This is a genomic window from Thermomonas flagellata (assembly GCF_022419185.1).
Classification (GTDB): Bacteria; Pseudomonadota; Gammaproteobacteria; order Xanthomonadales; family Xanthomonadaceae; genus Thermomonas; species Thermomonas flagellata.
This window is the reverse complement of sequence record NZ_JAJOZK010000001.1, coordinates 175623-196231: the sequence shown is the minus strand read 5'-3', so window position 1 is coordinate 196231 and position 20609 is coordinate 175623. Positions and strand designations below refer to the sequence as shown.

General features: G+C 68.1%; 15 protein-coding genes and 1 tRNA gene. 1 reads left to right on the top strand and 15 read right to left on the bottom strand.

Features of this window, described 5'->3' with window-relative positions; all coding sequences use genetic code 11:
* Positions 1–119: 119 nt before the first annotated feature.
* The 11 genes from ML340_RS00910 to ML340_RS00860 form a co-directional block, all read right to left on the bottom strand.
* On the bottom strand, positions 120–1421 hold the full coding sequence (locus ML340_RS00910; protein WP_240095713.1) for an RHS repeat domain-containing protein: 1302 nt from the start codon (positions 1419–1421) through the stop codon (positions 120–122).
* 35 nt (positions 1422–1456) lie between these two features.
* Positions 1457–2556 (bottom strand): IS3 family transposase gene (locus ML340_RS00905; protein WP_240095711.1). Its coding sequence is split into 2 segments (ribosomal slippage): positions 1457–2307 and positions 2307–2556, totalling 1101 coding nucleotides; the frame shifts between segments, so codons are not numbered across the junction.
* Between the two features lie 66 nt (positions 2557–2622).
* Positions 2623–2817 (bottom strand): RHS repeat domain-containing protein, encoded by a 195-nt coding sequence (locus tag ML340_RS00900; RefSeq protein WP_240095709.1) that lies wholly within the window; start codon positions 2815–2817, stop codon positions 2623–2625.
* Positions 2818–3067: 250 nt separating this feature from the next.
* The gene (locus tag ML340_RS00895) at positions 3068–7282 is read right to left on the bottom strand and encodes an RHS repeat-associated core domain-containing protein (protein WP_240095707.1); all 4215 of its coding nucleotides are present in this window, start codon (positions 7280–7282) and stop codon (positions 3068–3070) included.
* 222 nt (positions 7283–7504) lie between these two features.
* On the bottom strand, positions 7505–9706 hold the full coding sequence (locus ML340_RS00890; RefSeq protein ID WP_240095705.1) for a glycosyltransferase family 2 protein: 2202 nt from the start codon (positions 9704–9706) through the stop codon (positions 7505–7507).
* A complete protein-coding gene (locus ML340_RS00885) occupies positions 9699–10973 on the bottom strand; it encodes an ABC transporter ATP-binding protein (RefSeq protein WP_240095703.1) in 1275 nt (424 codons plus the stop codon). Before ML340_RS00885 ends, ML340_RS00890 begins: the two co-directional genes overlap by 8 nt.
* 37 nt (positions 10974–11010) lie before the next feature.
* Entirely contained in the window at positions 11011–11805 is a 795-nt protein-coding gene (locus tag ML340_RS00880; RefSeq protein ID WP_240095701.1) for an ABC transporter permease, read from the bottom strand.
* A 250-nt stretch (positions 11806–12055) separates the two neighbouring features.
* A complete protein-coding gene (locus ML340_RS00875; RefSeq protein WP_240095699.1) occupies positions 12056–13216 on the bottom strand; it encodes a cystathionine gamma-synthase in 1161 nt (386 codons plus the stop codon).
* Positions 13217–13244: 28 nt separating this feature from the next.
* Complete coding sequence (locus ML340_RS00870; RefSeq protein ID WP_240095696.1) at positions 13245–14621, bottom strand: pyridoxal-phosphate dependent enzyme; 1377 nt, start codon at positions 14619–14621, stop codon at positions 13245–13247.
* 111 nt (positions 14622–14732) lie between these two features.
* Complete coding sequence (locus tag ML340_RS00865) at positions 14733–14948, bottom strand: HP1242/YdcH family protein (protein ID WP_240095694.1); 216 nt, start codon at positions 14946–14948, stop codon at positions 14733–14735.
* Between the two features lie 439 nt (positions 14949–15387).
* A complete protein-coding gene (locus ML340_RS00860) occupies positions 15388–16668 on the bottom strand; it encodes an OmpA family protein (protein ID WP_240095692.1) in 1281 nt (426 codons plus the stop codon).
* Between the two features lie 81 nt (positions 16669–16749).
* Here ML340_RS00860 and ML340_RS00855 point away from each other — a divergent pair, with 81 nt between their 5' ends.
* Positions 16750–17856: a PilT/PilU family type 4a pilus ATPase gene (locus ML340_RS00855; RefSeq protein WP_240095690.1), complete on the top strand. Its 1107-nt coding sequence runs from the start codon at positions 16750–16752 to the stop codon at positions 17854–17856.
* 9 nt (positions 17857–17865) lie between these two features.
* Here the strand turns inward: ML340_RS00855 and maiA are convergent, their stop codons facing one another.
* The 4 genes from maiA to ML340_RS00835 form a co-directional block, all read right to left on the bottom strand.
* Complete coding sequence (maiA, locus tag ML340_RS00850; protein ID WP_240095688.1) at positions 17866–18528, bottom strand: maleylacetoacetate isomerase; 663 nt, start codon at positions 18526–18528, stop codon at positions 17866–17868.
* A 28-nt stretch (positions 18529–18556) separates the two neighbouring features.
* Positions 18557–19546: a fumarylacetoacetate hydrolase family protein gene (locus ML340_RS00845; protein ID WP_240095686.1), complete on the bottom strand. Its 990-nt coding sequence runs from the start codon at positions 19544–19546 to the stop codon at positions 18557–18559.
* 51 nt (positions 19547–19597) lie between these two features.
* Positions 19598–20362, bottom strand: a complete 765-nt coding sequence (locus ML340_RS00840) for a 2OG-Fe dioxygenase family protein (protein WP_240095684.1) — start codon at positions 20360–20362, stop codon at positions 19598–19600.
* Positions 20363–20470: 108 nt separating this feature from the next.
* A tRNA-Gln gene (locus tag ML340_RS00835) sits at positions 20471–20545 on the bottom strand.
* Between the last annotated feature and the right edge of the window lie 64 nt (positions 20546–20609).

Genomic DNA, 20609 nt, shown 5'->3' with positions numbered 1-20609 from the left:
CGTCGTATGATCGACAAGCTTGGATACGCGCGCCTCAAACTCCTCTTCGCTTCGGCCACTAGCACAGCCAGGCAAGAAACCTAGAACAATCACCGCAATTGTGACATGCTTCAGAGGTCTCACTTGCCACCCCCACACGCACAGTTGCAGCCGAGTGCATCAAGTACACCTTGGCGATCCGCTGAAGTCACCGTACCCATATATTCAGCCATGATTGTTCCTTCCCACCCTGGCTGTGGAATAGTGTGCCCCGGCGTAGGTTCCGTATAGCGATCAGGCAGTTTCATTAAATGGCCCGCCTCGTGTGCAGCCACCCATGGATCTGCCTCTCCATACCATGTGCCGCCGTTTCCTTGCACGAACGACCGACCATCAGCCGCTGGAATATTGATCTTCGATGCGCCCCGACCACCGATACTCGTAGTGACTGTGAAACCAGGGGCGGACCATCGATTTTCGATCGATGACCTCATCGCTGCAATCTTTTCCGGGGTGGCTCCGTCGCCTTTGAATTCGAAATTGATATTAATTTCTGCGCCATTTCCGGTGCACTTACACGTAGCCCTCAACCCTAGCGGGTCAACGAACGAGATTGGATTCCCCCCAACATACCCATACGTATTCACCCCACCCACCAGCCCGATCGGGTCGGATTGCAGGTAGCGGCCCAGGCTGGCCTCGTACTCGCGGTAGCCGTTGTGCCACAGGCCGGATTCGGCATCGTAGTACTGCCCCGGGAAGCCCAGGTTCAGCCCGCCGATGGTGTCGAGAGTGACGCCGCGGTCGAACGCCCGGTTGGCCGCCTTCCACACCACCTGCTGCCCGGCATTCGTCGCCAGCTGCGGCCGGCCCAGGTGGTCGGGGTGCAGGAAGTAGAGTTGGTCATTGCGCACCAGCGCCACCGGCTCGCCGCCGCGGTAGACGTAGCTCGTCCACGCCCCGTCGGTGTACTCCGCCAGCAGCTGGTTGAAGCCGGCGTACACATACCGGCTCTGGTGGCCAGCATTGCGCTTGCCCATCCGCTGGTCCAGGGCGTTCACCGTGTAGGTCGTGGTCATGTCCTGCGCCGTGTGGCTGGCCAGACGGCCAAAGGGATCATACGCCAGTGTGTGCGTGATGCCTGCGGCATCGGCGTACGCGGTGACATTGCCGGTGGCGTCGTAGGTGAACCCGCGGCTCACGCCGCCCGTGGCCGCCTGCAGCAGCCGGTTGCCGCTGGCGGCGTAGGCGTAGCCCGTCGTGCTCGCCGGCAGGGTATTCCCCAGGCTCACCCGGTTGCCCACCGCGTCGTACCCGTCGCTGGCCACGTTGCCGCCCGCATGCTCGGACCGCACCAGGCGCGAGAGCGCGTCGTACCGGTACTGCTGGGTCTGCGCCGCATCCACACCATCGGTGATCGCGGTGATCCGGTCCAAAGCCATGGCAAAGGTGACCTGAGTACGGAACTTGTAGCCAATCAGGCAGTGAGTCCGGGGTTGATGGTATCGGGTTCCGACCAGTTCCGGCGAACGCTCGCCGGGGGCTTGTAGCCATGGGCGCTGTGCGGCCGCTGCTCGTTGTAGAACTGCCGCCAGCGTTCGATCAGCACCTTTGCCTCGGCGCGGCTGCGGAACCATTCGCGGTTCAGCAGTTCGTCCCGCAGCTTGCCGTTGAAGCTTTCGACGAATCCGTTCTGCCAGGGGCTACCCGGCGCGATGAACGCCGGGCCGATCGCCGCGTCGCGCAGCCAGCGCATCACCTTGGCCGCCGTGAACTCGGCGCCGTTGTCGGAGCGGACAAAGGCCGGCTTGCCGTAGAGCCGCATCAGCCGCGACAGGGTCAGGATCACGTCCTGCGCCCGCAGGCTGGCATCGACCTCGATCGCCAGGCATTCGCGGGTGTATTCGTCGATCACGCACAGCATCTTCAGCGAGCGCCCGTCGACCATCTGGTCGTGGACGAAGTCGTAGCTCCAGACCGCATTCGGGCGCACCGCGCCCGGCAGGCGGATGTCGTTGCCGCAGCGGCGGCGACGCGGCCTGCGGCGGGGAATGTTCAAGCCCAGCTGGCGCCACAGGCGCCGCACCCGGGCCTCGCCCAGGTCCAGCCAGGCCGCCATCCGGCGATACCCGAAGCGCGGCACCTTCGGCGACGCGGCCAGCAGCCGCTCGGCCACCGCCTGGTCCTTGGCGGCCTGGCGCGGGGCGTAGCTGGCGATGCGGCGACTCAGGCCCAGATAACGAAGCGCCTTTCGCTGCGAGAGACCCCGACGGACCAGCACCTGAACCGTGTCGCGTCGTTCCGACGGGGTCGTCATTTTTTTCGGACGATCTCCTTCATCCCATCAATGACCAGCATCTGCTCGGCGACCAGCCGCTTGAGCCGGGCATTCTCAGACTCGAGGTCCTTGAGCCGGCGGGCATCTGGAACGTCAAGGCCGCCGAACTTGTTGCACCACCGGAAAAAGGTCTGCTCGGTGACGTTGTGCTTCTTGCACAAGGCCTTGATCGACATGGCGCCGATCTCGGCCTCGCGCAGGATGCCGATGATCTGCTCGTCGGTGAATCGCTTCTTCATGGAGCTCTCCTTGCCTGTTGAGGGTAGAGAACTCACCAGCCAGGTGGCTACACGATACGTCTCAGGTCAGCCCCACCCCGATATACCCTGCAGGGTATTGCCCTGGCTCACCCGGTTGCCCACCGCGTCGTACCCGTAGCTGGCCACGTTGCCGCCCGCATGCTCGGACCGCACCAGCCGCGACAGCGCGTCGTACTGGAACTGCTGGGTCTGCGCCGTATCGACGCCATCGGTGATCGCGGTGATGCGGCCCAAAGCCATGGTGCAGGAACTTTCTGCTTACGGTCAGGAAGTGAACCTGACCCCAATACAGTGGACCCCAATATGCCGAGACCCGACCTGCGCGGGCTAGCATCACGTAATCACCATGCCAACCAACGCAATGATGATTGCCGCGACAACCAAGACCCACGCCACTTGGAACCCAGCGAAGAAGTACCCAACAGCCCATATTGCCGAAAGAATGACAACCCCAATAACCAGCCTTCTGAATATCGACATGGCTTCGCTATCAATCTTTACAAAAGCATGGCGAGCCATTGGATTTATTCCCCGCATCTGCAGCCGCAGTAGCTGCAACTGCAGCGGCTGCGCCACTATTCAAAGTCGCATTCGTTGCGGATGATTTCGACAAAACTTTTGCCGCATCAAATCCGTATTTTTCCATTTGTGCTTGAAAGCTCGGCTGCCTGATACCAGCAAAAACTGGCGCAAGTGGCCCACGGAACAAATCTTTCAACGAATTTCGAGCCGCCACCGCGAATGCAGCTTGCCCTATTGTTGTTGACTCCAATGTAGCTGCAATCGCAGGGATAGCTTTTGCGAGCCCTGCATACACCAAGCGACCGCCGCCGAGAAGGTACGACTCTGGAGATACCGGCTCGAGCGCTTCGTTCAAGCCTGCCCGTGTGTAATAGCACTCCCGCAATCCGAACGGATCAATAAACGAGATCGGATTCCCCCCGACATAGGCATACGTATTCACCCCGCCCGCCAGCCCGATCGGGTCGGACTGCAGGTAGCGGCCCAAGCCCGCGTCGTACTCGCGGTAGCCGTTGTGCCACAGGCCGGATTCGGCCTCGTAATACTGCCCCGGGAAGCCGAGGTTCAGCCCGCCGATGGTGTCGAGAGTGACGCCGCGGTCGAATGCCCGGTTCGCCGCCTTCCACACCACCTGCTGCCCGGCATCCGTCGCCAGCTGCGGCCTTCCCAGGTGGTCGGGGTGCAGGTAATAGAGTTGGGCGTTGCGCACCAGCGCGACCGGCTCGCTGCCGAGGTAGATGTAGCTCGTCCATTGCCCATCGGTGTATTCGGCCAGCAGCTGGTTGAAGCCGGCGTACACGTAGCGGCTCTGGTGGCTGGCGTTGCGCTTGCCCATCCGCTGGTCCAGGGCGTTCACCGTGTAGGTCGTGGTCACCCCCTGCGCCGTGTGGCCGGCCAGGCGGCCGAAGGGATCATACGCCAGCGTGTGCGCGATGCCCGATGCATCCGTGTACGCGGTGACGTTGCCGGTGGCGTCGTAGGTGAACCCGCGGCTCAGCCCGCCCGTGGCCGCCTGCAGCAGGCGGTTGCCGTCCGCCGCGTAGGTGTAGCTGCTCGCGCTCGCCGGGACGGTGTTGCCCTGGCTCACCCGGTTGCCCACCGCGTCGTACCCGTAGCTGGCCACGTTCCCGCCCGCGTGCTCCGACCGCACCAGGCGCGACAGCGCATCGTACTGGTAGTGCTGGGTCTGCGCCGCATCGACGCCATCGGTGATCGCGGTGATGCGATCTGCCGCATCGAACCCGTAGGTCAGGCTCTGCAGCGGGCCCGATGCCGCATTCGTGCTGATGCCGATGATGCGCCGGTCGGTGTCGTAACTCACCGTCCGCAGCAGCCCGTTGCCATAGGTCAGATAGGCCGGCGGGCCAAAGGCCTGGTAGCCGCTCAGCGTCGCCACCGTCGTCGTACTGCCATTCACCGCCGCCGTGACCGTCTCCAGGTGCCCATCGGTATAGCCATATCCCACCGCGATCCCGCTCGGGTACTCGATCCGGCTCAGACGGCCCAGGCCGTCATACCCGTAGCGGGTGGTGTCGGTCACGCCGTCGAGCGTGTCCTGCCGGGTGGCGAGCTGGCCCCAGGGGGTATAGGCGAAGCTGGCGGCCGTCGCCGTGCCACCGGTCTTCGCCGCCACGCACAGGAGCCCCTTGCCGTTGGTGCAGGCATCGTAGGTCAGCGTGCGCGTCTGCCCGCCCGCGCTCTGGCGGATCAGGCGTCCCAGCCCGTCGTAGGCCTGCGTGATCGTCGTGCCGTCGGCCTTCTGCGTCTGCATCAGTTGCCCAACCGCATCGTAGGTGAACGCAGTGGTGCCGGTGTCCGGGCTGACCTGCGCCAGCAGGTGGCCCAGCCCGTCATAGGTGTAGCGGGTGACAGTCCCGCGCGCATCGCGCACCGACACCACCCGCCCCAGCGCGTCATACCCCGTCACCGTCGTCCCCGCCGCATCGGTCACCGTGGTGACACGGCGCCGCCGGTCGTAGCCGTAGCTGACCGTATTGCCCAGCGCATCGCTGACCTGGTCCAGATCGCCGTTGGCATTGTAGTGATAGGTCGTGGCCTGCCCATGCTCGCCCTTGCGGCGGCTGAGGAAGCCGTTGCCGTCGTACTCGAAGGTCGCGCGCTGCTGCAGCGTAGTGGTGTCACGTACGATCGGCTTTTTGCGCTCCTGGTCCCATAGCGTCAGCCGATACCGCGAGTTCACCGTCACTGTCAGCGGCTGCGACAACAGGTTGTAGCTGAACGCCTGCAACTCGGTCCAGGTCCGGCTCGTCTCGCAGATCGTTAGGCCCTGATCGCATGGCTCCTCCAGCGGCAGAGCCGTCACCCGGCTGATCGACACCACCCGATCGTACACATCGTAGGCGGCCTGGGTCGTCACTCCATCCGGGGTCGTCGCGCTAATCGGACGCCCACGATCGTCATAGGTGGTGGCGGTGACCTGCGCCACCCCGTCGACCCAACGTTTTTCCGTCAGTGCCTGGCCGCGCGCGTTGTAGGTGTAATCCGTGACGGCCCCGTTGGGCGAGACCATGCGACCCGGCTGGCCGAGCGCATTGTAATTGGAGTACGTCGCCACGTGCCCCAGGCTGTTGCGGACGCTGGTCAGGTTGCCCGCCGTGTCGTAGGCGTACGTGACCGCATCGCCGTCACCCGGCAGCGGACCGTCCACCGCCATCGTGGCCACCAGGCCGTTCGCGTGCAGGGTGTAAGCGTAGGTGGTGGTCAGGCTGCCCACCGGGCCACCCCCCAGATTCGTCAGCGTCGCCGACTGCAGCAGCCGCGCCCGCGGATCCCCGTCTGGATAGTAGGTGTAGGTGGTGGTATTGAGCGGCTGGTCCAGACTGGCGCCATAGACCTGCACTTGGTTCAGCCGGTTCTTGTACACCGCATCCCACACCAGCCGCGTGATCTGCTGCTGGTCGGTCTCCCCATTGGGGCCGATGCCGGTGATCTTCTCCACCAGCCGCTGGTCGGCATCGTAGGCATAGGTGGTGCGCACGCCGAACTGGTCGCGCTCCTCGATGACGTTGCCGTTCGCATCGTAGAACGTCTGCGCGACGCTACCCGCGCAGGTCGGCGACGGCGGTCGCTCCACCGCGAGGATATTGCGACCACCACCGACCTGTCCGACGTAGTAGGTGGTCTTCTGGCCCAGCGCGTTGGTCACTTCGGTGCGGTCGGCGAAATATTCGAAGCTGCTGCGCTCTACGCCGCCTTCCAACCCAGACCACTGCACCTTCACGCCATCGCTGGTACTCACGTACTGCACACGCAGGGAGCGTACGCCGTTGATGGACACACCGGTCAGCAGGTCGGCACCCAACGGGCTTTCGTAGTGATAGGTGCGGATACCCAGATTGTCCGGATACGCGACCCTGGCCAGGTATCCATTCGCGTCATAGCCGAAGGCATAAGTCTTGCCGCCGGCATCGGTGACGCTGGCCACCTTGCCGCCGATCCAGGTCAGGGTCAGGAAGCGGCCGCTGGTATGGGTGATCCGGGTCAGGCGCCCGCCCGTGTCGTAGCCATAGGTCAGGCCGATGCCGCGCTCGCCAAGAATCCGCAGCGGACGGCCGTTGCCGTCGAACTCATGACGATCCCCGCTGGCATAGCGGACCGTCCAGGTTCCGTTTTCGAGAACCGCCACGTCGCCCTGCGCGGAGCGCCATTGCCCATCTACCGCGTTGAACCGTACCGGGTAGCCGCTCGGCCCGTAGGCATACACCGTCAGCAGCGGCTTGCCGCCCGGAACGCACGGCTCCACATGGTCCAGATACGCCCAGCACACCAGCCCCTGGTATTCGAACACCAGGGTGTAATCGATATTGGAACTCCACGAGGGCCCGAAGGCCCCGATCTTGGTGTTGCCCTGCTGGTACAGCCGGTTCAAGGTCAGCGGGATGCCTTCGCCGACCGCCGGGATATCGAATTCCGGCAGGAACTTTTTGCCGGTGGCAATTTGTACCGGATGGTCGGTTGCGTCCGACTCACAAGGAATTTGTTTGTTTTTTTCCTTCTCTTTTTGCTTTCGCTCAGAAGGGGAATCCCCCTCTCGCACACTGAACCCCCCGGGAGAAAAACCGGAATCAACCCTCAGCAGCCGATAGCCATGAACGACGACTGTTTCGAGGGTTTTGGTGCCGCTTGTTCCTGCTGCCCACGAAGCAGCCGGCGCGATCCACACCCCGACTGCAAGAATTACCCCCCCCCCGCAATGCCAAGCGGTTGCGCATTTGCATCGTCTGCTTCCTCCCCAAGAATGCCCGGCGCCCCAGCATGGGCGCCGTTGCGGACATGGCAACCCCACGTTCCTCCATGAGCCGCCGCGCATGCCCCCGGGAAGGAAGTGAGTGGGCCGAAACTAGCACAGGGGTTCTTGCGATGGCAATCCGGAAAAGCGCCGGTATCAGCCACTGCCTCCATATTGGCCCCTCGCCCGCGGTCGTGGGATGGCGGCGAGGGCGAAGGCTTCGCTGTCGAGGCTGAGGTTGGGGTTGTAGGCAGGATCGTCGTCGAGCAGCGCGCCCCAGCGCTGGCGTATGAAATCCGCCTCGCGCTGCAGTCGGGCGCGCTTGTCCGGGCGCAGGTCGTCTCCGCGGGTAGCGGATTCGGCGTGCACCAGCCGCGCGTACGGCGTCCAGACGTTGTGATAGCCCGCAGCGCGGACACGCAGACAGAAGTCCACGTCGTTGTAGGCCACGGCTAAGGCCTCGTCCAATCCGCCGACCTGCTCGAACACCTCCCGCCGGACCAGCAGACAGGCCGCCGTGACCGCCGACAGTTCCTGCGCCACTTGCAGGCGCCCCATCTGCCCGAGGGTCTCCTCCGGCCAGCCACACCAGGGGTGCGCGGCCACACCGCCGATGCCAAGGACCACCCCCGCATGCTGGAGGCGGCCGTCCGGATAGAGCAGGCGCGCTCCAACCGCGCCGACCTCGGGCGAGAGTACCTCCGCCACCATCTCCTGCAACCATCCAGGCTCAATCACGAGAATGTCGTTGTTGACTAGGCCGAGCACGCTGCCGGACGCATGACGGGCAGCGAAATTATTGATCGCCGAGTAATTGAAGGGCGCGTCGAACCGCAGCACCCGTACCCTTGGATCGCGTGCGATCGCTGCAAGGTAATCGCGGGTCCGCACCTCCACTGACCCGTTGTCCACCACCAGCAGCTCCAGCGCCGGGTAGTCCGTGGCGTGCAGCAGGCCCTCGACGCAGGGACGCAGCAGATCCACGCGGTCACGGGTGGGCACGATCAGCGTCACCTGCGGCGGTACTGACGGCAACGCGCGGCGGACCCGCATGCATCCGGGAGCCACCTCTTCCACCTCCGCTTCCTGCCCGCGACGCTGCAGATGCGCCTGCACCGCACGCCGGGCGGCCTCGGTTGCATAGCTCTTCACCGTTGGGTCGGCCGCCGTGGAACCGACATGCGCGCGCCAGTGGTACAGCACCTGCGGAACGTGCCCGATCTCCTCGCGCCGCAGGCGTTCCACGCAGCGCAGGACGAGATCCCAATCCTGGCTGCCGTCATACCCCGTGCGGAAGCCGCCGATCTCGCGCAGGAGATCGGCGCGGCACATCAGCAGATGGCCGACGTAATTCTGCCCGAGCAACAACCGGTAGTTGAAGTCAGGCTTGAAGTACGGATCGAAGCGACGACCCTCGGCGTCGATCTTGTCCTCGTCGGAATACAGCAGCCGCCACTGCGGGTGCGCCAATGCGGCCGCGACCATCTCCTGCAACGCGTGCGGCGCCAGCAGATCGTCGTGATCCAGCAGTGCCACCCAGTCGCCGCTGGCCATAGTCAGTGCATCGTTGCTCGCAGCGGTGATGTGACCACGGCGGGCGCGAAACAGACGGCGGATGCGGGCATCTCGGCGGGCATACTCCTCGATCACTGCACGGACGTGCGGCAGGGCCGAAGCATCGTCGGCGATGCACAGCTCCCAGTCCGGATAGGCCTGAGCGAGGACACTGTCCAGGCATTTGCGGAGCCAGACTTCGGGCGGGTCGCAGACTGGCAGCAGGATGGAGACTCGCGGGCGCGCAGGCAACCGACGCACGCGCGCGCGCATGGCATCCGCGTCGGCTTCCGGATCCAGCGCACGCAGGGCCTGCCAGATCGCATATTCGTCGTCAGGCACACCCATCGCAGCGAGGTAACGCGCGTGCATCCACGTCCCGGCATTGCGCATGCCCTGCGCCACCCAGCGGACGATGGCACCGAGCGCAAGTGCGCGCGTCTGCGCCATTCCGCGACGGCGCATGAGGTGAACCAGCATCCGCGCCATCGCCCTGAACTTGCCGATGCGGACGAATCCGGCCCGCGCCGTGCAGGCCGTAGCCGATGTCTGGGGTATCCGGAGCCTCGCGCGTGCCCAGGGCGCACGCAGGCAAACCACGAGTTCGCCGACCCCGCCCCCCCGCCACGGCGGCAGCACCGTGACCGCCTCTGCCAAGCGAACGTGCTGGCGGGTCTCGACCTCGAGGCAGGAACGCGCGACCGAGGGCTGCATCGGCGGCAGACGCACCCGCAGCAGGTACCAACCCGGTAATCCGGGCGGCCCATCGCGCGGCATCAAGGCAATTTCAGTGCAATCATCCATGCCGGGGTTCGAGTGTAATGCCCAGCATCGGCAGGCCGAAGATGCCCGTAGGCAACCCTTGCCCCAGGGCATGTAGCCGCAGCGCCTCGTGCGCCCACAGCTGGATCACGTGGTCGTCCTGGGTACCGCGTGCGAGGCCGACGGTGAACACATAGTCGCCCGCCTGCAAGCGCGGCATGCGGAAGGTGAAGCGTGCGCGGTACTCGGTCCCGGCTGCGAGCCGCAGCGGAGCATCCCGCGTCGTCAGGAAGGTGTTGTCGCCGAACAGCAGCTGGCCGAAACGATCTTTGAGGTAAAAGCCCACGATTGGTGATTCGATATCGACCATCGCCTCGGCAATGATCTCCAAGGTCACCAGCTCACCACCGGTCACGTTCGCGAGCGCATCCCCTCGCGCATCCACGAGCCTCACGTCCAGCAACCTCGCCCCACCATCTCCGAAGTCGGGATCTCGATTCGGATCGAATACCGGGACGTGGATCGAGTTCCGCAATTGCGTCTCGAACAATTCCTGCCGAACATCTTGCTCGCTAGCCGAGGGCATGGCCGCGCGTGCCACCGGCTGTCGTGGCCTTCGCCCTTCGCGCTCGGCGATCAACGCCTCGAGGTAGGCCTCGTTCACCGCGGACGCCTCACCATCCATTGTCAGCCTGCCACGATCGAGCCAAAGGGCACGCCGGCACAAGGCATTGACCATGGCGGCATCGTGGCTGACGAACAGCAGGGTTCCGCGGCGCTGAAATTCACGCAGGAAGCGCATGCATCGCTGCGCGAAGAAGGCATCCCCGACAGCCAGGGCCTCGTCCAGGATCAGGATGTCCGCATCGACGTGCGCTAGTACCGCGAACGCCAGCCGCACCAACATGCCGCTGGAATACGTACGCACAGGCTGCCACGCATGCTCGCCGATGTCGGCAAATGCCAGGATGTCGCCAAGCTGCGCTTCGGCCTGCGCCCGCGTGAGGCCGTGCAGCGCCGCGTTGAGATAGACGTTCTCGATCCCAGTGAAATCCGGGTTGAATCCGCTGCCGAGCTCGAGCAAGGCCGCGACGCGGCCATGCACGGCGATTTCCCCTTCGGTGGGCTGGAGGGTGCCGGCGATCATCTGCAACAGGGTGGACTTGCCGGAGCCGTTGCGGCCGATCACTCCGAGTGTCTCGCCGCGATGCAGATCGAAGTCCACGTCACGAAGCGCCCAGTAGGCATCCCCGCGGGGACGGCCGCCCAGCAGCGCCTGCAGCCGATGCCAGGGGCGCGAGTACGTCATGTAGCATTTCCCCAGGCCTCGCACCCGGACGATGATGTCAGAGCACATCCGCGAAACCCGGCCGCAACCGCATAAAAAGTGCATGCGCCGCCAGCGCGAATGCAGACACTAGCAGCAGATAAGTGAACAGCCCCCACCACTGCGGCCACAGCCCCCACAGCAGCACCCGCCGCAACTGTTCGATGATGGGGGTGAGCGGATTGATCTCGAACACCCAGCGCCAACGCTCCGGTACCGCTGTCAGCGGCACCAGCGCCGAGGAGAGGAACAGCATCACCGAAGACGCCGGCGCGACCAGCTGGCGCAGGTCGCGCACGTATACGCCAAGCGCCCCCAGCATCCACAACAGGCCGAGCAGGAATGGCAGCAGCGGCAACGGCAGCAGCGGCACAGTCAGGATGCTCCATCCGAGCCCGCGCGTCGCCGCGACGACCACGAGCAGAACCAGCATCTGCAGAGCGAACTGCACGCTGGCACTGACGAGAATCGGCCATGGCAACAGATCCAGCGGGAAGACAATCCGGGTGACGTAGCTGGGGTTGGTGGTGACCAGGGTAGGAGCACGCATCAGGCACTCCGAGAACAGTCCGTGCACGGCCAGCCCGATGAATACTGCCAGCGCGAAATCGCCCCAGCCATACGCGCCAGGCCAATGCCCGCGTACCAGCGGACCGAAGGCCAGTAGGTAGACACCGAGCATCAGCACCGGGATCGCCAGCGCCCATAGCCGCCCGAGCAACGCATGCCGATAGCGCGCGAGCCATTCCCGCTTGGTCAACTCCCATGCCAGCCAGACATGCTGGCGACGAAACGGGATTGGTCCGGCCTGCATCGGGGGCAAAGCCATCATCCCGCCCCGATCTGGTGGATGCAGACACCGTCGACGTGGGCACCGCGGGGAGGCGCCGCCCCGCCCGCCATCCGGCGATCATCGGCATCCGTCATATCCACCGCGTGCATCCGGCCGACCCCATCTTGCGCATGACCGCATGCGACGCCGGTCGTCTCACGGCCCCCGCCGCGCCCTGCGTGCCCGCCACGGGATCGACTTCCTGCCCTGATCATTCCGGCGCCGGCGCGGTTCATGCCAGCGCCTGGGCGAGGTCGGCCTGCAGGTCCTCGACCGCCTCGATGCCGACGCTCAGGCGCACCAGGTCGTCGCCGATCCCCAGCTGCGCGCGCCGCGCCGGCGGGATGCTGGCATGGGTCATCACCGCCGGGTGGTTGACCAGCGACTCCACCCCGCCCAGCGATTCGGCCAGGGTGAACAGCCGCAGCCGCTCGCAGAACCGCTGCGCGGCGGGGAAGCCGCCGGCCAGGCGCAGCGAGAGCATGCCGCCGAAGCCGTCCATCTGGCGCGCGGCCAGGGCGTGCTGCGGGTGGCTGGGCAGGCCCGGATACAGCACCTCGGCGACGCCGGGCTGGCCCTGCAGCCACTGCGCCAGCGCCAGCGCATTGGCGCAGTGCGCGCGCATGCGCAGCGGGAGGGTCTTCAGGCCGCGCAGGGCGAGAAAGCTGTCGAACGGCCCCTGCACCGCGCCGACCGCGTTCTGCAGGAAGGCCAACTGCTCGGCCAGCGCGGCATCCTCGCCGACCACCAGCACCCCGCCGACCATGTCGGAATGGCCGTTCAAGTACTTGGTGGCCGAGTGCATGACGATGTCGGCGCCCAGTTGCAGCGGGCGCTGCAGCACCGGCGAGGCGAAGGTGTTGTCGACCACCACCCGCAGCCCGTGGCGGTGCGCGAGCGCGGCGACCGCGGCGATGTCCACCAGCTTCAGCAGCGGGTTGGTCGGGGTCTCGATCCACACCAGGCGGGTGCGCGGGGTGATCGCGGCGGCGAACGCGTCGAGGTCGGACAGGTCGACGAAGCTGAAGTCCAGCGCCGCGCTGCGCCTGCGCACGCGCTCGAACAGGCGGTAGCTGCCGCCGTACAGGTCGTCGCTGGCGATCACATGGTCGCCGCTGTCGAGCAGCTCGAGCACGGTCGCGGTGGCGGCCAGCCCGGAGGCGAACGCGAAGCCGCGCCTGCCGCCCTCCAACGCGGCGACGCAGCGCTCGTAGGCGAACCGGGTCGGGTTCTGGCTGCGCGAATACTCGAAGCCCTGGTGCACGCCCGGGCTGGACTGCGCGTAGGTGCTGGTGGCGTAGATCGGCGGCATCACCGCGCCGGTGGACGGGTCGGGCGCCTGCCCGCCGTGGATGGCGAGGGTGGCGAGGCGCAGCGGGGCAGGCTCGGTCATCGGCAAAGGTCCGTGGGCGCGGGGGCGGTCACTGCACGCGCCGGCGCAGGTAGTTGAGCAGGTCGATGCGGGTGATCAGGCCGAGGAAGCGCTCGCCCTCCATCACGATCGCGACGTGGCCGCGGTCGAACACCGGCAGCAGCGCCTCCACCGGCGCGCGCACGTCGACCACGTCCAGCTTGCGCACCATCGCGGTGGCGACCGGGTCGCGGAAGCGCGCCTCGTCGCCGTACACGTGCAGCAGCACGTCGGACTCGTCGACGATGCCGACGATGCGCTCGTCCTCCATCACCGGCAGCTGGCTCACGTCGTACAGCTTCATGCGCTGCCAGGCGATGGTCAGCGGGTCCTGCGGCGTCACCACCACCGTGCCGCGCTGCGCGTACGGGCGCAGGATCAGGTCGCGCAGGTCGCCGTGCGGGGCGCGCTCGAGGAAGCCGTTGTCCAGCATCCAGTCGTCGTTGTACATCTTCGACAGGTACTTGTTGCCGGTGTCGCACACCAGCGTCAGCACGTTCTTCGGCTGCGTCTGCTCACGGCAGTAGCGCAGCGCGGCGGCGACCAGGGTGCCGGTCGAGGAGCCGCCGAGGATGCCCTCGCGCGCCAGCAGCTCGCGCGCGGTGGCGAAGCTCTCGCGGTCACCGATGGCGTAGGCGCGGCGGACCCGGCTGAAGTCGGCGATCGACGGCAGGAAGTCCTCGCCGATGCCCTCCACCATCCAGGTGCCGGACTTCTCGCGCAGGGTGCCGCGGTTGATGTACTCCTCGAGAATGGAGCCGACCGGGTCGGCCAGCACCAGTTCGGTGTGCGGCGACTGCGCGGCGAAGCAGCGCGACAGCCCGGTCAGGGTGCCGGAGCTGCCGCAGCCGACCACCATCGCGTCCAGCCCGCCGACCGCGGCCATCTGCGCGAGGATCTCCGGCCCGGTGCCGTGCTCGTGCGCGGCCGGGTTGTCGGGGTTGCCGAACTGGTTGATGAAGTAGGCCCCCGGGGTCTCCTGCGCGATCCGGCGCGCGAGGTCCTGGTAGTACTCCGGATGGCCCTTGGCGACGTCGCTGCGGGTCAGCACCACCTGCGCGCCCATCGCCTTGAGGTTGAAGATCTTCTCCCGGCTCATCTTGTCCGGGACCACCAGCACCAGCCGGTAGCCCTTCTGGCGCGCGGCCAGGGCCAGCCCGATCCCGGTGTTGCCGGCGGTGCCCTCGACCAGGGTCGCCCCGGGCTGCAGCGCGCCGCGGCGCTCGGCGGCCTCAATCATGGCCAGGCCGATGCGGTCCTTGATCGAGCCGCCCGGGTTCTGGCACTCGAGCTTGAGGTAGAGCGCGCAGGGGCCGGTGTCGAGGCCGCGCACGCGCACGATCGGGGTCTGCCCGATCAGTTCGAGAATGGAATCGTGTACGGCCATGCGGCGCTCGCCCAGTCAGCAGGGGCGGATTCTAGCAATGCCCGGTGCGCCGCCCGGGCGCGGCCGGCGGGCGGGCGACGAGGAAGCCGCCCGCCGGCCGCAAGTGGACGCTCAGTGCCGGTTCTCGTACATCCGCAGCAGGCGTTCCTTGGCCGCCAGCTTTTCGCGCTTCATCTGGCCGAGGGTGACGTCGTCCAGCGGCAGCACGCCCAGTTCCGCGTCCAGCACCTGCTTGTCCAGTTCCTGGTGCCGGTAGTAGAGCTGCCGGAACTCCGGGCTCGCCTTCATCAGGGCTTCGACTTCCGCCTGCGGCTGACCTTCGAACATGGAAACCTCCTTCACTCGGCTGGGGACGAACCGTCCGCGCCGGGGCGGGACGGCGGGGGATGGGCAGGCCGGGCCTGCCCCATGCGGATAGCGCGAGCGACGCATGCGCCGACGCGCGTCCTAAAAGATGTGACCCGGCATGCGGGCAGAAGTTCGCGCATGCCGGCCGATGGCCGGAACCGGCGGGGAATGCACAGGCGCGGCCGCGCGGCGCACGCACCGCGATGTGCGGCGGCGGGCTCCGCGCTCGGCATCGGGTGCTGCATCGGCCGGCCTCCTCGCGGGGGTCGGGTGCACCGACCCCATGGCCCGACACTACGCCCGCCCGCCTAGGCCCGCAAGCGACACCGGCTCGCGGCGCGCATTCAGCTTGTGCGGCACCTGCCTGGCTCGGGATTCGTCCGCACCCGCCTCGCGGCCAGGCGCAGATGCAGGCGTTTCAGCCGCCGGGCGCGACCCGGATCTCGACCCGGCGGTTCTGCGCGCGCCCGGCGGCAGTGGCATTGCTGGCCACCGGGTCGGCGGCGCCGACCCCGCGCGCCTGCACCTGGCCACGTGGCAGTCCGGCCGCGACCAGTGCCTCGCGCACGGCGGCAGCGCGCCGCTGCGACAGTTGCAGGTTGGCCTGCGGCTTGCCCTGGTCGTCGCTGTGGCCGACCACCTCCACCGCGGGGGCGCCGATCCGCGCCAGATACGTGCCGAGCGCGCGCACGCTGGCCGCGGCTCCCGGAGTCAAGGTGGCCTGCCCGGAGGCGAAGGCATCGCCGGCGAGGGTGTAGACCTCGCTGCCGTCGGCGGCCGTGCGCACCGGCGGCAGCTTGGCCCCGGCCACCAGCTCCGCCTCCTGCCGGGCCAGCGCCAACTCCTTCTGGCGCGCCGCGGACGCGCGCGCGTCCTGCGCCTGCTGCGCGCCGTCGAGCGCGGCCTCGGCCTGCTGTGCCTGCGCGCGCAGGCGCGCCGCCTCCTCCGCCTGCACCTGCGCCTCCAGCCGCAGGCGCTCGGCTTCCGCGCGCGCGCGCTCGGCGTCGCGACGGCTGGCTTCCAGCAGCAGATCGGCGCGCTCGCGGTCCAGCCGCGCCAGCGCGCGGCGGGTGGCCTCGATCCGCGCCGCCTGCTCGGCGATCTCGACCCGGCGCTGCGCCAGCGCCAGCGCGGCGGCCTGGTCGCGGCGGCCGGCCGCCTCCAGCGCAGCGATCGCCTGGCGCGCCTGCAGGCGTTCGTACTGAGCGTACGGGTTCAGGCGCGGATCGGCCTCCAGCGCACGCAGGCGCTCGCCGGGGCTGCCGCTGCCAGGCGGCAGGCCGAGCAGGTCGGGGCCGTCGTCCTCGCCCGCTTCCGCCAGCTGCAGGCGTTGCCGCAGCCGCGCGAGTTCCGCCAGGCGCTGGCGGCGGTCCGCGGCCAGCACCGCCGCCTCGCTCTGGATGCGCGCGAAGTCGGCATCCGCCGCGGCGGCGACCGCCGCGCTGCGCGCCTTGTCCTCGCGCCCGCGCGCGGCCTCGGCCTGCGCCTGCTCCAGCTCGGCGCGCGCGCGCGCGATCATCTCCGCGGCGTACTGGTCGGCGTCCGCCTGCTGCGCGCGCTCGACCGCGACCCGCGCGGTGTCCAGCTCCGCCGTGGGCGGCGGCAGGCTGGCGCAGCCGGCCAGTGCGACCACGGTCGCAAGCCCGAGGCGGCGGACCTGCCGGGCGGCGGGGAAGTGTGCGAAGCTTGCGCGCGTCATGGGGACGGGTGGCCTGGGGAGCTGCCGTCATTGTCGGAAGCCGGCCACCCCGACGCAAATGGCCGGCGCGGGAGTCACGCGATGGATATCGGCTACTTCCTCAAGCTGATGGCGGACAAGAACGCCTCGGACATGTTCCTCACGTCCGGGGCGCCGGTGAACATCAAGGTCGAGGGCCAGCTAATCAGCCTCGGCAGCGCGCCGCTGCCGGCCGGGATGCCGAAGAAGATCGCCTACTCGCTGATGGACGAGGCGCAGATCGCCGAGTTCGAGCGCGAGATGGAGATGAACATGGCGATCGCGGTACCCAATTCCGGGCGCTTCCGCGTCAACGTGTTCCGCCAGCGCGGCGAGGTCGCGCTGGTGATCCGCGCGATCCGCAGCCAGATCCCGAGCATCGAGGAACTGCAGCTGCCGCAGGTGCTCAAGGACATCATCATGGCCCCGCGCGGGCTGGTCCTGATCGTGGGCTCCACCGGCGCCGGCAAGTCGACCACGCTGGCCTCGATGATCGACCACCGCAACAGCACCACCACCGGGCACATCCTGACCATCGAGGACCCGATCGAGTACCTGCACCGGCACAAGAAGTCGATCGTCAACCAGCGCGAGGTCGGGCTGGACACCCACAGCTTCCACGCCGCGCTCAAGAACGCGATGCGCGAGGCGCCGGACGTGATCCTGATCGGCGAGATCCGCGACGCGGCGACCATGGAGGCGGCGATCGCGTTCGCCGAGACCGGCCACATCTGCCTGGCCACCCTGCACTCCAACAACGCCGACCAGACCATCGAGCGCATCCTCAACTTCTTCCCCGAGGGCGCGCACAAGAACGTGCTGATGAACCTCGCGCTGAACCTGAAGGCGGTGGTCAGCCAGCGCCTGGTGACCGGCATCGACGGCCGCCGCCTGCCGGCCACCGAGGTGCTGATCAACACCCCGCTGATCCGCGACCTGCTGCGCCGCGGCCAGGTGCACGAGATCAAGCAGGCGATGGAGGAGTCGCTGCAGGAAGGCATGCAGAGCTTCGACCAGTGCCTGTTCCGGCTGTACAAGGACGGCAAGATCGAGATGGAGGAGGCGCTCAAGGCGGCCGACTCGCGCGACGGCCTGGCCCTCAAGTTCCGCCTGTCCGAGGGCGCCAGCGGCGAACACGACCCCTACGCCGACGTGTTCGCGACCCGCTGAGGGCGCCGCTTACGCGGGCGGCGCGTCCGGCTGCGCCTCCGGCCGGGCCGCGGCGAACGCCGGCAGTGCCAGGCACGCTGCCTCGATCCGGGCGATGGTGGGATACGCGGCCAGATCCACCCCGAACCGGCGCGCGTTGTAGGCCTGCGGCACCAGGCAGCAGTCGGCCAGCCCCGGCTGTTCGCCGTCGCAGTACGGCCCGGTCGAGGGGTGCCCGGCCAGCTGCGCCTCCAGCGCAGCGAAGCCCTGCGCGATCCAGTGCCGCACCCAGCCGTCGCGCTCGGCCTGCGGCACGCCCCATTCGCGCTCGAAGTACTGCAGCACGCGCAGGTTGTTGAGCGGGTGGATGTCGCACGCGACCAGTTGCGCCAGCGCGCGCACGCGCGCGCGGTCGCGCGCGCTGGCCGGCAGCAGCGGCGGGGTCGGCCACAGCTCGTCCAGGTATTCCAGGATCGCCAGCGACTGGGTCAGGCGGCGCTGGCCATGCATCAGGGTCGGCACCAGCGCCTGCGGGTTGAGCGCGTGGTATTCGGGGGCGTGCTGCTGGCCGCCGTCGCGCAGCAGGTGCACCGGCACCGTCTCGTAGGCGAGCCCCTTCAGGTGCAGCCCGATCCGCACCCGGTAGGCCGCGCTGGAACGCCAGTACGAATACAGCCGCAGGTGTTCGCTCATCGCCGCCCCCTCGCGGCCGCGCGCCGGCTCAGCTTGCAGGATAGCGCACGATGCGCTGCTCGATCGCGCCGAACACGCTGTGGCCGTCGCGGTCCAGCATCTCGATCCGCACCACGTCGCCGAACTTCAGGAACGGGGTCAGCGGCTGGCCGTGCTCGAGGGCCTCGACGGTGCGCTTCTCGGCGAAGCAGGACGCGCCCTTGGCGGTGTCCTGGTTGGCCACGGTGCCGGAGCCGACCAGCGTCCCGGCCACCAGCGGGCGGGTCCTGGCCGCATGCGCGACCAGCTGGGCGAAGTCGAACTGCATGTCCACGCCCGCCTCCGGGGCGCCGAACCACTGCCCGTTGATGTGGGTCAGCAGCGGCAGGTGCACCTTGTTGCCCTGCCAGGCCGGGCCCAGCTCGTCGGGGGTGACCAGCACCGGGCTGAGCGCGCTGCGCGGCTTGGACTGCAAAAAGCCGAAGCCCTTGGCCAGCTCGTCCGGGATCAGGTTGCGCAGCGACACATCGTTGACCAGCCCGACCAGCTGGATGTGCGCGGCCGCCTGCGCCGGGTCCACGCCCATCGGCACGTCGTCGGTGACGACCACCACCTCGGCCTCGAGGTCGATGCCGTAGTCCTCGCTGGCCACCAGCACCGGGTCGCGCGGGCCGTAGAACCCGGCGCTGGTCGCCTGGTACATCAGCGGATCGACGTAGAAGCGCTCCGGCACCTGCGCGCCGCGCGCGCGGCGCACGCGCTCCACGTGCGGCAGGTAGGCGCTGCCGTCGACGAACTCGTAGGCGCGCGGCAGCGGCGCCGCCAGCGCCTGCATGTCGAGCGTGAACGCGCCGGCGGCGCGCCCGGCCTCGAGGTCCTCGGCCAGCGCGGCCAGCCGCGGCGCGGCCTGCTGCCAGTCGTCCAATGCGCGCTGCAGGGTCGGCGCGATGCCGTCCGCGCGCACCGCGCGGGCCAGATCGCGCGCGACCACGACCAGGGTGCCGTCGCGCCCGCCTTCCTTCAGGGAGCCCAGCTTCATCGCATCCTCGCCCGTGTGCTCGACAATGTTGCAATTGTAACGGTGGCCGGCTCAGGCCGGTGCCGGCACGCCCGGCGGGTCGCCGAGGAAGCCGTGCTCGCGGAAGGTCAGCACCAGGGTGTCGCGGTGCCCGCCGGCCGGATCCAGCGGCTGGATCGGGGTCGATTCGTGGATCACCCGCGCATCGTCCAGCAGCAGCAGCGACCATGGCTCGGCCAGGGTGAAGCGCTGCCCGTGCGGGCCGTCGGCCTCGAACACCCGGGTCTCGCCGCCCTTGATGCGGTGGCGCGCGACCAGCAGCACCGCCACGTAGTCCACCCCGTCACGATGGGCGCCCTCCGGGGTCGGGCGTCCCAGGCCATCCGTGGTGTCGATCCGGAACTGGTGCGCCTCGACGTACCAGCGCGCGGCCTGCGGACGCTGGCGCTGGCAGGCGGCGGCGATCCCCAGCACCAGCGCGGCGAAGCCCGGGGCGGCCACCGTGGCCGGGGCCAGCGGCGCGAACCAGCGGTCCATGCCGCCATGCAGCGCGTTGTAGTCGACCGGCTGCCAGTGGCGGCGGTGCGGCACCGGGTGCAGGTGGCCGCCCTCGACCACGAACGAACCGTGCCGGCGGCGACGGTAGCGCCCGCCGTCCTTCAGGTAGTCGTCCGGCGGCAGGTCGTCCCAGCCCGGCTCCAGCGCCGCCAGCGCCGCCGCGTCCACCCCGGCCAGCGCACGCACCCCGGCGGCATCCAGCACCGCATAGCCCTGCGCCTGCAGGGTCGCATCCAGTGCCGTCGGCGACACCAGCGGGGGCGGGAAGCGGTCGGCCATGGATCGGGCTCCGGTCGTCGCGGGGATTCTGGCACCGGCGCGCGGCGCCGGCTTGCGCGCAAGCAAAAACCCGCCTTGCGGCGGGTTTTCTGGGCCTTCGCCCGAAGATGGCAGCCCCGGATGGATTCGAACCACCGAATGCCTGAGTCAGAGTCAGGTGCCTTACCGCTTGGCGACGGGGCTATGCTGCAAATTGTAAGACCAAACCGGCCCGGCGGAGCAAGCCGCCCGCCGGGCGCGGGCAACG

What these genes read in the sequence shown, in the direction of transcription:
- ML340_RS00860 (WP_240095692.1), bottom strand. Translation starts at nt 16,668, where the DNA reads ATGACGCGCGCAAGCTTCGCACACTTCCCCGCCGCCCGGCAGGTCCGC.
- ML340_RS00890 (WP_240095705.1), bottom strand. Translation starts at nt 9,706, where the DNA reads ATGGATGATTGCACTGAAATTGCCTTGATGCCGCGCGATGGGCCGCCC.
- ML340_RS00880 (WP_240095701.1), bottom strand. Translation starts at nt 11,805, where the DNA reads ATGCAGGCCGGACCAATCCCGTTTCGTCGCCAGCATGTCTGGCTGGCA.
- ML340_RS00865 (WP_240095694.1), bottom strand. Translation starts at nt 14,948, where the DNA reads ATGTTCGAAGGTCAGCCGCAGGCGGAAGTCGAAGCCCTGATGAAGGCG.
- ML340_RS00855 (WP_240095690.1), top strand. Translation starts at nt 16,750, where the DNA reads ATGGATATCGGCTACTTCCTCAAGCTGATGGCGGACAAGAACGCCTCG.
- ML340_RS00840 (WP_240095684.1), bottom strand. Translation starts at nt 20,362, where the DNA reads ATGGCCGACCGCTTCCCGCCCCCGCTGGTGTCGCCGACGGCACTGGAT.
- ML340_RS00870 (WP_240095696.1), bottom strand. Translation starts at nt 14,621, where the DNA reads ATGGCCGTACACGATTCCATTCTCGAACTGATCGGGCAGACCCCGATC.
- ML340_RS00910 (WP_240095713.1), bottom strand. Translation starts at nt 1,421, where the DNA reads ATGGCTTTGGACCGGATCACCGCGATCACCGATGGTGTGGATGCGGCG.
- ML340_RS00900 (WP_240095709.1), bottom strand. Translation starts at nt 2,817, where the DNA reads ATGGCTTTGGGCCGCATCACCGCGATCACCGATGGCGTCGATACGGCG.
- ML340_RS00885 (WP_240095703.1), bottom strand. Translation starts at nt 10,973, where the DNA reads ATGACGTACTCGCGCCCCTGGCATCGGCTGCAGGCGCTGCTGGGCGGC.
- maiA (WP_240095688.1), bottom strand. Translation starts at nt 18,528, where the DNA reads ATGAGCGAACACCTGCGGCTGTATTCGTACTGGCGTTCCAGCGCGGCC.
- ML340_RS00845 (WP_240095686.1), bottom strand. Translation starts at nt 19,546, where the DNA reads ATGAAGCTGGGCTCCCTGAAGGAAGGCGGGCGCGACGGCACCCTGGTC.
- ML340_RS00875 (WP_240095699.1), bottom strand. Translation starts at nt 13,216, where the DNA reads ATGACCGAGCCTGCCCCGCTGCGCCTCGCCACCCTCGCCATCCACGGC.